This window comes from Actinocorallia populi (assembly GCF_002995495.1).
Lineage (GTDB): Bacteria > Actinomycetota > Actinomycetes > Streptosporangiales > Streptosporangiaceae > Actinocorallia > Actinocorallia populi.
Genome location: NZ_PVZV01000005.1, coordinates 100,538 through 113,857, shown reverse-complemented (window position 1 = coordinate 113,857; position 13,320 = coordinate 100,538). Strand labels below are relative to the sequence as shown.

The following is a 13,320-nucleotide window of genomic DNA, read 5'->3' as shown; positions in this document are numbered from 1 at the left end:
TGCGTCGTCGTCAGCCGTTGGTGATGGCCTTCAGGTCGCCGGTGAAGCCGTCGACGCCCACGCCGATCAGCTTGTCGCTGCCGGGGATGGCGTGCAGCGTGTAGATGGCGCGGGGCAGGCCGGAGACCGTCTTCCATCGGCCGTTCTCGAAGCGGACCAGCTTGCCGCTCGTCCCGTCCACGAAAGGGAGGTAGGCGTACGCGACGCCCCAGATGCGTCCTGCGGAGTCGGTCATCACCTGCCTGCCGGGGGTGTTCTGCGACTCGTCCGAGATGACGGTCCAGTCGGAGCCGGTCCAGCGCAGCCAGCTCACCGGACCTTCGTTGTCCCGCAGGTGGACCCAGTGCCCCTGGGAGATGTTGCCGACGCGCCTGTTCCGGTACTCCTCGGGGTAGGGGGTCTCCTGCCAGGAGCCGTTGTTCCAGACGGCCAGCCCGTTCGGGGTCGCCGTCCAGACCCCGTCCGCCTTGTCGATCCTCACGTGGGACGGCTCGGCGCCCGCGGGGAGCTGAACCCGGCTCCAGGAGGTGCCGTCCCACCGGTACAGGCCGTCCTCCGCCCGCAGCCACGCCTCGCCCGAGGAGAAGGACTCCAGGACGATCACCCGCTTCCCGAGTTCGAGATGGGTGGTCCAGGACGTCCCGTCCCAGCGGGAGACCCTGCCGTTCAGCTCCGACAGCCAGACGCCGCCCTCGTCCGCCGCCATGTGGCGCAGCCGCCCGCCGGCCTCGGTCACCGGCGGAGCGGCGACCCTGCTCCACGCGGTGCCGTCCCAGTGCCCCAGGTAGGTGTCGGCGTAGCTCGCGTCCTCTTCCCCCTCGAGGGAGCCCGCCACCCAGACGTCGTTCGCGCCGACCGCGCTGAGGGCGTACAGCCGGCCTTCGAACCCGATGCCCGTGGGCTCGTACGCCTTCCAGCTCCTGCCGTTCCACCGCTGCAGGATCGGGAAGTAGTCGGGGGCCTCGCTGCGGTGGTTGTACTGGTAGCCGGCTATCCAGGTCTCCGTGGGGCTGACGGCCTCGACGTCCCGGAGGTCCCGGGTCGGCAGGGTGACGACCGGCCGGATGGCGCGCCACTCGTCCCCGTCCGCCGCGCGGGCCGTCGCGGGCGCCGCCACGACCGTCGCGGCGACCACTCCCGCCATGATGATGCGCTGCTTTCTCATGCGGCCACTATCGGCAGTCCGCCCTACGCCCTCAACGGCGAGAACGACGAATCCGGGAGCCGCCTTCGTGGAATTCTCTTGATGGTTTCCGCTTTCTGTAAAGCGGCCGGGTCACCCGTCCGATCGCCTGCCGCGGGAATCCGTCCGCGGCACGTGGCATGATGACCACCCCCGTAGCCCGTCCTTAGGAGCATTCAGCCGATATGGCGGCATTGTTGGTCTTCACTCAGCTGTTCCTGCTCTGCTGGGGCCATGTCCAGCGCCGCCGCTTCCGCACCGCGCTGTGGCGCCCGCTGCTGCCGGCGGCCCGCGGCAGCGCCCTTCGAGCCGCGCTGCTGGCACTCGGCTTGCAACTGGCCTCCGCGGTCGGCTACCTCGCCGTGTCCGTCCTCGGTGCCCTGCTCGCCGACGCGGCGGGCGCCCCCTGGCTCGCGCCGGTCGCGGTGACGCTCGCCGGGCTGCTCTACTGGCCCGTCGTCTCCATGGCGGTCCCGGACAAGAGCCACTACTACGCCGAGCTCCGAGCCGCCCTGGCGGCCGAGGGCGCCACCTCCGCCCAGCAGCGCGCCGCGGCCTGGACCGGTGGAGCCGTGGCGTTGTTCCTGGGCCTCCCCCTCGCCCTGACCGCCCCGGCCTTCATCTTCCTGGCCCGGTGACGCCCGCCCTTCCGCACCGCGCTCAGGTCTCCTCCGGCCGACTTCGGACACCCGGGATGAGCGTCACCGAATCCGGCGCCTCAGTCCTCCCGGACGGCGACCACCGCCCGTACGGACTCGGGGGCGAGGCAGACGCGGGCCAGGCCGCGGATGGTGGCGCGGGCCGGGTCGGGAGCGATGCGGACGTCCACCGCCAGCCGGGAGGCGAGCCCGCCCGGCAGGGACGGCAGGAGCGCCCCGCCGCCGGTCAGCAGCAGTCCCCGGGACAGGACACGGGACCGCAGCCGGGCCGGCAGCCCGTCCAGCATCTGCTGCAGCTCGTCGGCCAGCCTGCCGTGCACGTGCCGCGGCAGCCGCGGACTCGCGCTACCGGGCGGCCGTTCCAGGAGGTACTGGACGGAACGCGCGTGACCAACCTCCCCTTCCACGATCACCGCCATCTCGGCGAGGCCCGCGCCGATGTCCAGCACCAGCCGGGGGCTCGTATCGCCGAACGCACGCCCCGCACCCATCACCGCGGCCAGCGGCGCCTCCATCGTCCGCACCGGGCAGTCCGCGGCGGCCCGCACGGCCGTCACCGCCCGCCGCCGGTCCCGGTCGGTGGCCGCGCTGGGAAGCGCCAGCAGGATCTCCTTCAGGGCGGGCGCGGCGGCCTCCCGCAGAGCGCCGCCGGTCAGCCGGGCGCAGTCCCGGGCGTCGGTCACCATGCCGTGCCGGATGGGACGCACCCACCCCGGAGGAGCAGCCCCCTCGACCCACGCGTCCCGGTCCGCCCCCCGCTTCCGGCGCGGCCGGACTCCCCCGAACGCCTCGTCCCCGGCGCCTGGCGCGGCGGGAAGCGATGAAGGCCGGTCGATCAGCACCTCGCGAGCGGGCACGCTGACCCGGATGCGACTGCTGCCCAGATCGACCGCGGCACGCGGCCCGCGCCGCGCACCACCACGGTCCTCGACGGAACCGAACCGCATACAGATCACTCCGATGTCCAAGGAGCCGCCGTCCGAAGGCCCGCCCTCCACAGGACCCGAGGACGCAAGGCACGACCGCCGACCGGATCGCACCACCGGCCCCGCCCAGGATCGACCACCACCGCGGCCACCGCCATCGGGCCCACCACCCAATTTCCCGCAATCAGAGGATGTATCCGCGCATTCCCACACGCAGTCTCTCCCGCCCGACCCGAAGCGCTTCGACCGTCCGCCTCCGGAGGGCCTTCACCGATGACGTGTGATCGCCCGGCGAACCACTCGGTTTCCGCTCGCGTCGGAAACCGGGGGGCCCATTCGAGGAGGCGGGTTGAGCGCTGGGGAGGATCTGACGCACGAGCTTCTGCGCAGGGCGGCGGAAGGCGGTGCGGGGAATCTGGGCTTCCTGTCGGGGCTTCTCGCGGAGGATCCGCCGGGGCTTCGTGCCGCCGTCGGCCTGCTGGCCCGGCGCGGGGAGGCGGAGGACCTCGTGCTGGTGCGGTCCTGGCTGCTGCGTGAGGGGCGGCGCAGGCGGGACATGGCCGACTGCTTCTGGGTCAAGGATCCGGCTCGGCCCGGGGAGGGGCGCCGGGAGTGCGACGGGCCGTGCGCGGAACTCTTCGAGCAGGGCGGCGAGGCACGTCTGCAGGTGCTCCGGGAGGTCCTCGCGAGCCGAAGGTTGATCCTCGACTTCTCCATCCACGTACGCGACCGGTACACCGAGGATCCCTCGCTTCGCGACGCGGGAGTCCTCCGCGCCCTGGCGGGCGGCAGGCACTGGCGGGCGCGGCCGTTCTTCGACGTCCTTGCCATGCTCGCCGCCACCGGTGACGGGCCCGCTCTGGCCCGCCTGCGCCGCAGGGCCTTCGCGCGGCCGTACAGGTGGCTCTGCCGGTCGAGGAGGGATTCCGCCCTGGCCGTCCTGGCCGAACACGGCACCCCGGACGATGCCGGCCTGGTCGCGGCCGCCCTGACGAGCCGTTTCCTCCGGCCTGGCCCTTTCGCCGGCGCGGCGGTGATCCGCGCCTTCTTCGCCCGGAAGGACGGAACCGGTGCCCGCTTCGCGCGGGACTTCCTGGTCGAGAGCCGCCGCCTGGACGTGACCCGCCAGTTCCTCCGGACCACCGCCCGGGACCGGCTCGGCCCGGAGCTCCTGCGCGACCTCGTCTTCAGCCCCCGCACCCAGGGCCTCCTGCGCGGCCACCTCATCGGCAAGGTCCTGGAGCCACCGCCCGACCTGCGCCTTCTGCTCGCCGTCGCGCAGGCCGAGTGCCTCGTCTCGGACAGGACCCTCAAAAAGATCCTCGAGACGCTCGGCTCCGGCACCTCGGCCGGAGCGGCCGAGGTCATCCGGGCGATCGCCCGCAACCGGACGGCGGGAGCGGCCGTCCGCCGTTCGGCCGCCCGGTGGCTCGCCGAGCGGCCTTGATCCCGGTGCCGGCCATCACCGGGGCTCAGAAGATCGGCGGTCCGTCACCGACGCGCGTGGTCTTCGGAACCGGCTCCAGGCGGACGTTCGCCGGGTCCTCCAGGTAGGCGACGAGGCCTCGGGGGCGGTACAGGGGGTCGTTGTCGTGGCGTTCCTTGGCGGTGGCCGCCAGGTATTCGTGGCCGTCGGGGAGGCCCTGTTCGTTCACGGCGGTGCCGATCATCCGGTCCGCGGGTTCGGTCAGGCGGTAGAGGCCCTTCCAGGAGCTGTGGAGGCGGCCCATCGGGTCGGGGGCCACGGTGAAGCGGGTGCTCTCGTCCGGGGCGGTCTCGGCGGGGCTTCCGGGCTGGAAGGCGGTGGGCAGGAACTCCAGGCCGTATTCGTGCGCGCAGGCGGCCATCCACAGCAGCGCCAGGTCGGACAGGGCCGTGTCGCGGTGGCCGCCGCCGACGTCGCAGTGCGCTCCGGCGAACCACGCCTGCCTCAGTTCCTGGTCGCGGGCCTCCGGCTTGCGGTGCCAGAGCGTCGGCTCGAACACCGACCGCCGCTCGTCGAGCGCCAGCGCGTGGAACGCGCCGTCGACGCGGGAGCTGAGCGTGGTGTCGTGGAACTCCCAGCGGCGGTTGAGCCGTCTGACGACCGGGCCGAGCCAGCGGGGGCCGAGGGCCGGGACGCCCAGGGCGCCGACGGTGTCGAACACGCCGAGGAAGCGGATCCGGGGCTCGTGCGAGTACGAGTTGCGGAACAGGGTGGAGGCCACGCCGCCGGGTTTTTCGGTCCTGCTCCGGTAGAGGGACCATGCCTCCTTCAGCCGGCCCGCGTTCTCCCTGCGCAGGACGCCGCTGTTGCGGACCAGGCCGGCGAGGCTGCGCGCGGTGAACGCGCCGCGGCTGAACCCGAAGAGGAACAACTCGTCCCCGGTCTCGTAGTTGTCGATGAGGAAGCGGTAGGCGTCGAAGACGTTGCGCGACAACCCGAAGCCGAACGCGCCGCCGCGCAGGCGCTCCCACCGGCCCGTGCCGACCCCGCTGCGGTAATAGACGCGCTGGTCCACCCCGGCGGAATCCCGCGGGGCGATGGAAAGTGCGAGTTTGGGGATATTGGTCGGGCAAAGCCATCCTGCCACCTCCTGGTCGGCGGTGTTCCAGGTGCCATCACAGCAGACCACGAGGCGCTTGGAGCCCACGGCTGCCCTCTTCTCTCTCGGCGCGGAGCATATTCCTATCATTCCCCGCGGCGAACCGCGGATCGCGACCGAGTGACGACAATGTGACCATTATTAGATTGGCAATTACTCTCATTTGCAATGAAAATTGACTATCGAGACATTTTGCCGTCGGCCTGGACGTGCCGGACCCGGGCGTCGGCCGGCTTCCGCGATGCGGCCCGCCCCTCCGGCGGACCGGACGGGCCGTCGTTCTGTCAGAGCCACCGCCTAGTGTGATCTCCCCGCCCGCCGTTCCGGTGAGAGACCGGCCTTCCCGAGGAACCGCACATGACCACAGCCCCCTTCATCGTCTGCCTGCCGATCGCCGACCGCCGCACGTCGTTCGCGTTCTACCGCGACGGCCTGGGCTTCGAGCCCGTCGGCGAGGTGGCGGACGACGGCGTGCCCGAGCCGCTGCAGTTCGCGCTCAATGACGGCGTCCGCCTCATGCTCATCCCCACGGTCGGCTTCGGGTGGGTCGCCGGCGGCCGCGACATCGCCCCGAAGGAGAGCAGCGAGTGCCTGCTCAACCTGCCCGCCGAGAACGCCGCCGCCGTCGACGAACTCGTCGAGCGAGCACGCCGGGCCGGAGCCGAGACCGTCTCCGCCCCCGGTCAGCGGCCTTGGGCCTACGAGGGCTCCTTCGCCGACCCCGACGGCCACGTCTGGGTGATCACCTCGCAGGAGGGCCCGGCACCGTCCTGACCACTGCGGGCGGCGAGGGCCCCGAAGCCGGGCCCGCGGTGCTCTCCGGCCGATAGTCCCCGCCCGGTCAGGGCGGCACGGCCGAGGCGAGGAGGCGGACGCTTCACCTCGGCCGTACCGGCCCCTGCCGGAGTGGGACTCCCCTGCGAGACCGGACATGGCGGCACCGCGGCCGGTCCGGGATCAGGAGCTGGGGATGTACCCGACGTCCCGCACCTCGCCCTGCGGGTCGACCCACGCGGTTCGCGGGGGCGTGGGCGTCCATCTGGTTTCAGCGGGAAAGGCGCGCCGGTCCGTGAATTTCATCCGTCTGCAAGACCGGCGGCCTGCGGCATGATGACCGACCCGTAAGTCGCCCCTTCAGCCGCTCGCCGGACGTGGCGCCGTCCAAGGAGGACGGCGCCGGGTGCGGTGCTTCGGGGTCAGGGGTCGGTGACGGCTCCGGCAAGGGCCCGCCGGGCTCAGACGAGGCGGACGGCGGTGTGGCCGTCGGCGGTGACGCGGACCTCGTCGAAGTGGCCGGGGAGCTCGGCCAGCCAGACGCGGCCGGACAGCGTGACGGGGCGTGCCTCGTGGACGCGGGCCGGCCGCCAGGGGCGGTGGCGCAGGAAGAGCGGTTCGGCGGGGCCGCCTCCGGTCACCCCGTAGGCCAGTGTCACGGTGTCGATCCCCGCGGGGCCGAAGGCGCGGCCGAGCCGGACGTGGTGGGCGCGGAGCAGCAGCTGCTCGGGCGCCGCGGAGCCGAGCAGCGAGTAGGTCAGGGGCGATCCGCCGCCCGGGTCCAGCACCAGGCGGTCGGGGTGGTGGAGGCGGGCGGTCCAGCCGGTGAGCGGCAGCGTCACCCGGCCGAGCAGGTCCCGGTTCGTCACATCGTCGCCGGTCAGATCAAGAGGCATCGTGTCACTCCACTCTCGTGCTGGGTCCGGTGGCGGGCACCGGCGGAGGGACGCCCGGCGGACCATATCGGCGGCGCCGGGTCAACGTTGACCCGGCGCCGCCGATATGGTCCGGAACGGACGTCCGCTCCGTGTTCTGTAAAGGGCCCGTCGCGCGGTGCGCGGCATGGGCTGGTGGTCGTCGAAACAGACTCCTTCTGGCCCGGTCCGGGCGTTTCGTCGTTCCCTGTCCCAGCATCGGCGACCGCCGCGGCCACCGCCATCCGGGCTGACACCCATTTCCCGGAAACCTGCGGTGTAGTCGCCGCGGCGGCGAGGCGCGTGCTACGAGGCCTGGCCCGCCTCCCAGGTGGCGCGGACGAGGGCGTGCTCGGCCGCGGTGAGGTGGACGGACGAGGCGAGCCAGGCGGCGGCGAAGTGGCGGGGGTCGGTGTCGGCGAGGCGGCCGAAGACGTCACGGGTGTGGCGGGCGGCCTCGTTCGTGAGGGCGGTGGTCAGGGTGGCGGCGTGGTGGAAGCCGGTGCGGTCGAGGAGGGACGGGACGGCCGCCTCCCCCCGTGCCGATTCGGCCACGGCGCGGCGTCCGCCCGCGGCGGCCAGCTCCACCAGGCGTCGGACGCGCCAGAGCGGGGAGTCGGTCAGGGGGTCGGGGGCCGCGCCGACAGGCGGTCCGGGCTCGAGCTCCGCCGGGAAGTGCGCGCCCTGGACGTGGTCGTAGCCGAGGTCGGCGTGGCCCTGCCATTCGGCGGGGAGGCGCAGGGTGCAGGGGTGGCCGGGAACGGGACCGACCGCCAGGGGCGTGAGGGTGGTGGCGCGGGTCGGGTCGACGCGGGCGACCACGCGGACGTGCACGCCGGGGCGGGCCGCCAGCTGGCGCAGGTTGGCGGTGTGCGCCAGGTCGGGGTGGCGGTGGGCGGGGACCAGGCGGACCAGGACGGGCTGCGGCTCCCCGGTCTCGGGATGGAGCTCGCGGGCCAGGACGTGGTCGCCCGAGGGGCCGAGGATCACCAGGTCGCAGCCGACGGGGCGGCGGAGCCGGAGTTCGGCCTGGACGGGGTCGGCGCCGGGGTCGACGGCGAGCCGTTCGGCGACGGCCTCGGCCAGGGTGCGGCCGAACAGGAAGGGCGCGGCGGCCCAGTCCAGGCCGGGGCCCGGCAGGGCGCGGACGCCCTTGCCCGCGCCCAGCCGCCCGTCCGGGGAGACCGTCGTGCCGATGACCGTCAGGCCGGAGCGGGCGAGGCCGGCGTGGTCCAGGGGGACGCCGCCGAGGGCGACGGGGGCGGTGGCGGCGCCCCGCGCGCGGGAGGGACCGCCCGGTTTGACGTCGGCGATCGAGTACCAGTCGCCGGTCTCGGAGACGAGGTGGGTGACGACGCCGCCGTAACCCGTCGCGCTGATCACCGGTTCGCGGAAGACGCCCTGGACGCGCAGGCTGCTGCCCTGGCGGTAGTCGCGGCGGGCCGTGCCGACGAGCCGTGTCTCGGAGCGGCCCGTCGCCAGGAGGGACGCCGTCAGCAGGAGGTCGCCCAGCGCGGCGGCGAGGTCGGCCAGCCGGTGGCTCTCGTAGCGGGCCCGCGCGCCCTTCACCCCGCGTACGACGCGCAGCGCGGCGGCCTCGGCTCGGTAGAGCCCGGCGAGCCGGGCGGTGTGGGCGGCGCGGAGCAGCTCGGCCTGCGGGACGGAACCCGTCGCCTGGGCGCCCGCCGCCAGAACGGCGGCAGCGGCTTTCCACAGGCCTTCGGCCGCACGGACCTGCGCGGCCGTAAGCTTCTTCGCAGGCGGCTCCTCCGCCGGCACCGGGGCGGTCTTCCCGGATCCGGCGGCCGGCGTACCGGCCGCTTCGCCCGCCTCCGGTCCGGATGCCGTGCCGGAGGCGGCCCTGTCGGTCGACGAGGCGGCGGCCGGTTCGGCTCCGGGGGCCGGCGCGTCGGCCGAGGCCTCGGGCTCCGCGGCGGGGTCGGCGATCGGGCAGGCGGTGAGGACGGCCGCGCGGTGCAGGCAGCGGGGCGCGAGCAGGCAGCTGCACACGGCCTGCTCTGCCGTGCTGACCGTTCCCGCGGGTCCGGGGGTGAGGGTGACGGCGGTGTCCTCGCCGCAGACGACCGTCAGGGAGCCGTCGTCGCCCCTGGTGACGGGGGCCGCCGCGTACTGCTCCACGGCGGCGTCCAGCTTCTTGCGCAGCCGGGACGTGAGGCTCTCCACGGCGGTGGCCGTCACGTCGGGGGCGACCGGGGGGAGGGTTGTCGAGGGAGTGGTCATCGGGCTTCTCCGCGGAGGCGGGCGCCGACCCAGCGGGCCAGTGCCTGGGGGCTGAGGGCGGCCACCGGCATTCCGGCGGCGGCCAGCTGCGTGGCGATGGGCTTGGAGTAGCGGGGAGCGCCGGTGTCGTCGAGGGCGGCGCAGCCCAGGAGGTGGACGCCGGAGGAGACGAGCGTGCGGACCTCGGCGAGGAGCCCGCCGACGCCGTAGCCCTCTTCGAAGTCGCTGACGACCACGACCAGGGTGCGGCTGGGCACCGTCACCAGGGAGCGCGCGTGGGCGAGGCCGCGCGCGATGTGCGTGCCGCCGCCGACGCGCACCTCCAGCAGCAGGGAGAGCGGGTCGTCGACGCGCTCGGTCAGGTCGATGACCTCGGTGGAGAACGTCAGGAAGTGGGTGGAGAGGGTGGGGACGCCGCCGAGCACGGCGGCGGTGAGGGCCGACCAGATGACGGACGCCTCCATCGAGCCGGACACGTCGACCACGAGGATCAGCCGCCAGTCGGACTGCCGGCTGGCGCGCGTGGTGAAGACCGGGTTCTCGGGCACCACGACGCGCCGTCCGTCGTCGAGTTCGCGGGTGTGCGCGAGGTTCGCCCGCAGGGTGCGCTGCAGGTCCAGCTTCCCGCCGGGCCTGCGGGTCGGCCGCGGCGTGGCCAGGCCGGTGAGGGTGGGCCGCATCCGGGTCGCCAGTTCCTTGGCCAGCTCGTCCACCAGGCGCTTCACCAGGGGGCGCAGCTTGGCGAGCTGCTGCTCGGGCATGCCGCCCGCCAGGGACAGCACGGTCGTCAGCAGCCCGATGGACGGGCGCACGAGGTCGGGGTTCAGTTCGGTGAGCACGTCCGTGCGGCCCGCGTCGGCCGCCTGCGCCAGGACCTCCTCGCACACATCGGCGCCGAACAGCGCCTCCAGCTCGGCCGCCCATTCGCGGGCGGTGGGGAAGGACTCCTCCCGTCCCCCGCCGTTCGCGGGGTCGCCGCCGGGACCGAAGTCGGCGGCCCCTTCGCCCTTGCCCGCCCCGTACAGCTCGTCGAGCGCCTGCCCGTAGCGGCCGGCTCCCGGCGAGAGCTTCTCGCTCTCCCGCCCGAGCAGGAGCCGCCACCGGTCGGCCGGGCCCAGCCGCCGCTCGCCGCCCTCCTCCGGGAGGACGGACGGCCGCTCCGGACCGCCTTCCCGCACCGGCACGCCCCCCGCGGACGCCGCGGGCTGCGCGGACGGCACGATCGGCACGGCCGGCACAGACGATGCGGACGGCACGATCAGCCCAGACCGTGCAGACGGCTCGGACGGTGCGAACTTCACGGACGGTGCAGACGGTGCAGACGGCTCAGATGTTGCGGACGGCGCGGACTTCACAGACGGCGCGGACTGCGCGGACGGCATGACCAGCTCAGACGGTGCGGACCGCGCGATCGGCGCGGGGTCGGTCGTCGTGTGCTTCCCGGCCGGTCCCGGCTCGGGCGCCTTCGCCTCCGGTGAGCCGAAGGCGGGCAGGTCGAGCATCTGGAGCGCCCGGTGGGCCTGGCTGTCGGTGGTGGTCCACAGGGCCAGGAGGGGGGCGGGGACGTCGAGGGCGAGGTCGGGGCGGTCGCCCAGGCGCGCGGTGACCGTCTCCAGGAGGCGGCCGCGGGCGGCGGGCGTGAGGATGTTGAAGCCGCCGCGCAGGGCCGGGAGCCGGACGAGGAAGCTCCGGTCGGAGAGGGTCTCGATGCGGCCGATCAGCGGGTCGAGGGCGGCGGGGGCGTTCTCCAGGAGGGGTCCCGCCGCGGTGAGCAGGCCGGCGAGCCTGCGGTGCAGGCGGGTGCGGATCTCGGGGGTGGTGGCGGTGTCGATCCAGCCCGCGACGCGGGAGCCCAGGGAGGCGGCGTCGTCCAGGTCCAGCAGGACGCGGACGGCGCGGGCCGTGCCGCTCATCATCGGGGATCCGGTGCGGGCCAGGGTGTCCAGGGCGTCGTCCAGGCGGAGGCCGAGGCGGTGCTCTCCGGCGCGGGTGGCCAGGTCCACCAGGGCGGTGGCGTCCTGGGGGTCGTCGCTTCCGGCGAGGCCGGGCAGGGCGCGGACGGCCGCCTCCAGCAGGACGGCCGCCAGGCCGGACGCCTGCTCGCGCAGCTCGGGGGTGGTTCCGGGGAGGTGCTCGCGGCGCAGCGCCTCCAGCAGGTCCAGGCCCCGGATCAGTTCGGGGAGGGTTCCCGCCGAGGGCAGCGCCTCGGCGGCGTCGGCGAGGCGGGCGGCGACGAGGTCCGGCAGGTCGCAGCGGGCGGCGGTCTCCAGGCCGCCCAGGAGCTGGGCGCAGGTGGGGCCGCCCGCGGCCGCCTCGTGCCGGAACCGCTCGCTGAGGGTGCCGGCCGCGGCCTGGGCGGCGGTGACGCCCCGGACGCCGACGAGGTCGAGCCGGGCGGGCACGGACGGGGTCCACCTCACCCGCCAGCGGGTGCTGAGGGCGGTGCCGTCGCCGGTGCCGCCGACGTCGACCCGCTCGCCGTACCCGACGCCGCACACGTCGAGCCGCTGGAGCAGCGTCTCGCGGCGGCGGTCCAGCGCGGACCGCAGCGGGTCGAGCCGCAGCTCCTTGAAGTCGGGGTCGTCGGGGCAGGGCAGCCGCAGCTCCGCCAGCTCCCGCTCCACGGACGGGCCGAGGCCCGAGCGCGGCGTGCCGGGCGCGAGCCTGCCCCGGGCCGTCCCGACCAGCACCTGTTCCAGTGCCTTGGCCACGGCCCGTCCCCGGCCGAGGGGCTCGCCCTGGCCGAGCACGGTGCTCACCGCCTCCACCAGTTCGCCCCGCCCCGGCGCGGGCAGCCCGCGCAGCAGGGCCAGGTCGCAGGCGACCCGCAGCGTCTCGGCCGCCTCTCCCGTGCCCGCCGTGTGCCCGGCGTCCCGCATCGCCCGGCAGATCCCGGTGATGGCGCGCGCCGCGGCGTCCCGCAGTTCCGCGGGGTCGCCGCCGGCCTGGAACACCTCCTGCTGCCAGCGCGGGTCCCGAATTCCCGCCGGGTATCCCGACCTCGCGTCCAGCAGGTCGAAGGCGTAGGGCACCAGCGAGGTCACCGACTCCTCGTCGAGCGCCTCCGGCACCTCCGCCGCGTCCCCGGTCACCAGCGCGGGCGCGTGGAAGGAGCCGACGACGGCAGCGACACGGCGCCCGTCGGCGGCGACCCGTGCCAGGACGCCCCGCATGTACGCCTCGCGCGCCAGGTCGACGGCGGCCACCCCGGCTCCGCGCTCGGCGTCCTGCCGCAGCGCCCAGCCGACGCCGAGCGCCGCACGCCGCACGGCCTCGGGGCTGCAACCGGGCGCCAGCACCTCGACGGCGCGGTCCCACAGGTCGTCCCCGTCGCGTCCGGTCCCCGAGGCCGCCAGCGCTCCCGCGAAGACCGCCTCTCCCGAACCGGCGCCCCGCTCCCCCGCCCAGCCCGGGTCCGCCAGGGGCAGGTCGCAGCACACCACCGGTACCCCGCGCTCCCGCGCCCAGCGGATGGCCGCGAGCTCGGGAGAGAAGTCCGCGAACGGGTAGAACCCCAGCCCTCCGTCCCGCTGCGTTCCCGCGAGCGCGACGGGCGCCGTCATCCCGGCGTCCCCCAGGTGCGGAATCCACCGCTGGAAGTCAGCGGGCAGCTCGACGCACACCACCTCCGCCCCGGCCGCCTCCAGCAACGCCGGCACGACGGCGGCCACCGCCGGACTGTGATGACGCACCCCCACCAGGAACGGCTTCCCGCACTCGGCGAGCAGCCCCACGGCCTCCCGCGGCTCCACGACTCCCACGGCACTCAACACCGCAACTCCTCCAGACTTCCTTCTACCTGTCTGTCCGGGGACGCTCCCCAGACCCCATGCGGAGAACGACCGATCTCCGCCCGGCCGCGACCCCGGGAACGACCGCGCGGGGAGCCGACCCCGCTTCACCGCGAACGACCGGATCGTCCACCTGAGAGACGAGCCCTCAGCCTCCCGCGAGGGAACGACCAGTCCCCGCTCCACGCGAGCGGCCAGGCCGTCCACCTGAGAAACGAACCCTCAGACCCCCGCAGGGAACAGCCGG

At 74.5% G+C, this 13,320-nt stretch carries 9 protein-coding genes; 3 read left to right on the top strand and 6 right to left on the bottom strand.

Going from position 1 to position 13,320, the window contains the following annotated elements:
- Positions 1–10: 10 nt before the first annotated feature.
- Positions 11–1,165 (bottom strand): hypothetical protein, encoded by a 1,155-nt coding sequence (locus C2865_RS20655; RefSeq protein ID WP_106400180.1) that lies wholly within the window; start codon positions 1,163–1,165, stop codon positions 11–13.
- A 203-nt stretch (positions 1,166–1,368) separates the two neighbouring features.
- On the opposite strand from C2865_RS20655, the gene C2865_RS20650 reads away from it, so the two are divergent.
- Positions 1,369–1,821, top strand: a complete 453-nt coding sequence (locus tag C2865_RS20650) for a hypothetical protein (protein WP_157963833.1) — start codon at positions 1,369–1,371, stop codon at positions 1,819–1,821.
- A gap of 80 nt (positions 1,822–1,901) precedes the next feature.
- On the opposite strand, the gene C2865_RS20645 is transcribed toward C2865_RS20650, so the two are convergent.
- Positions 1,902–2,789 carry a rod shape-determining protein gene (locus C2865_RS20645; RefSeq protein WP_106400178.1) on the bottom strand — a complete coding sequence of 296 codons (888 nt, stop codon included), beginning with the start codon at positions 2,787–2,789 and terminating at the stop codon, positions 1,902–1,904.
- Positions 2,790–3,117: 328 nt separating this feature from the next.
- On the opposite strand from C2865_RS20645, the gene C2865_RS20640 reads away from it, so the two are divergent.
- Complete coding sequence (locus C2865_RS20640) at positions 3,118–4,215, top strand: hypothetical protein (RefSeq protein WP_106400177.1); 1,098 nt, start codon at positions 3,118–3,120, stop codon at positions 4,213–4,215.
- 25 nt (positions 4,216–4,240) lie between these two features.
- On the opposite strand, the gene C2865_RS20635 is transcribed toward C2865_RS20640, so the two are convergent.
- A complete protein-coding gene (locus C2865_RS20635; RefSeq protein WP_198653476.1) occupies positions 4,241–5,401 on the bottom strand; it encodes a DUF2235 domain-containing protein in 1,161 nt (386 codons plus the stop codon).
- A 309-nt stretch (positions 5,402–5,710) separates the two neighbouring features.
- On the opposite strand from C2865_RS20635, the gene C2865_RS20630 reads away from it, so the two are divergent.
- Entirely contained in the window at positions 5,711–6,127 is a 417-nt protein-coding gene (locus tag C2865_RS20630; RefSeq protein ID WP_106400175.1) for a VOC family protein, read from the top strand.
- Between the two features lie 461 nt (positions 6,128–6,588).
- Here the strand turns inward: C2865_RS20630 and C2865_RS20625 are convergent, their stop codons facing one another.
- From C2865_RS20625 to C2865_RS20615, 3 genes are all read right to left on the bottom strand, one after another.
- The gene (locus C2865_RS20625) at positions 6,589–7,023 is read right to left on the bottom strand and encodes a hypothetical protein (RefSeq protein ID WP_157963832.1); all 435 of its coding nucleotides are present in this window, start codon (positions 7,021–7,023) and stop codon (positions 6,589–6,591) included.
- Positions 7,024–7,347: 324 nt separating this feature from the next.
- The gene (locus C2865_RS20620) at positions 7,348–9,282 is read right to left on the bottom strand and encodes a hypothetical protein (RefSeq protein WP_106400173.1); all 1,935 of its coding nucleotides are present in this window, start codon (positions 9,280–9,282) and stop codon (positions 7,348–7,350) included.
- Positions 9,279–13,043: a DUF5682 family protein gene (locus tag C2865_RS20615; RefSeq protein WP_106400172.1), complete on the bottom strand. Its 3,765-nt coding sequence runs from the start codon at positions 13,041–13,043 to the stop codon at positions 9,279–9,281. Before C2865_RS20615 ends, C2865_RS20620 begins: the two co-directional genes overlap by 4 nt.
- Positions 13,044–13,320 lie beyond the last annotated feature (277 nt).

Excerpts from the sequence above, each read along its gene's own strand:
- C2865_RS20655 (WP_106400180.1), bottom strand. The coding sequence starts at position 1,165 with ATGAGAAAGCAGCGCATCATCATGGCGGGAGTGGTCGCCGCGACGGTC.
- C2865_RS20650 (WP_157963833.1), top strand. The coding sequence starts at position 1,369 with ATGGCGGCATTGTTGGTCTTCACTCAGCTGTTCCTGCTCTGCTGGGGC.
- C2865_RS20645 (WP_106400178.1), bottom strand. The coding sequence starts at position 2,789 with ATGCGGTTCGGTTCCGTCGAGGACCGTGGTGGTGCGCGGCGCGGGCCG.
- C2865_RS20630 (WP_106400175.1), top strand. The coding sequence starts at position 5,711 with ATGACCACAGCCCCCTTCATCGTCTGCCTGCCGATCGCCGACCGCCGC.
- C2865_RS20625 (WP_157963832.1), bottom strand. The coding sequence starts at position 7,023 with ATGCCTCTTGATCTGACCGGCGACGATGTGACGAACCGGGACCTGCTC.
- C2865_RS20620 (WP_106400173.1), bottom strand. The coding sequence starts at position 9,282 with ATGACCACTCCCTCGACAACCCTCCCCCCGGTCGCCCCCGACGTGACG.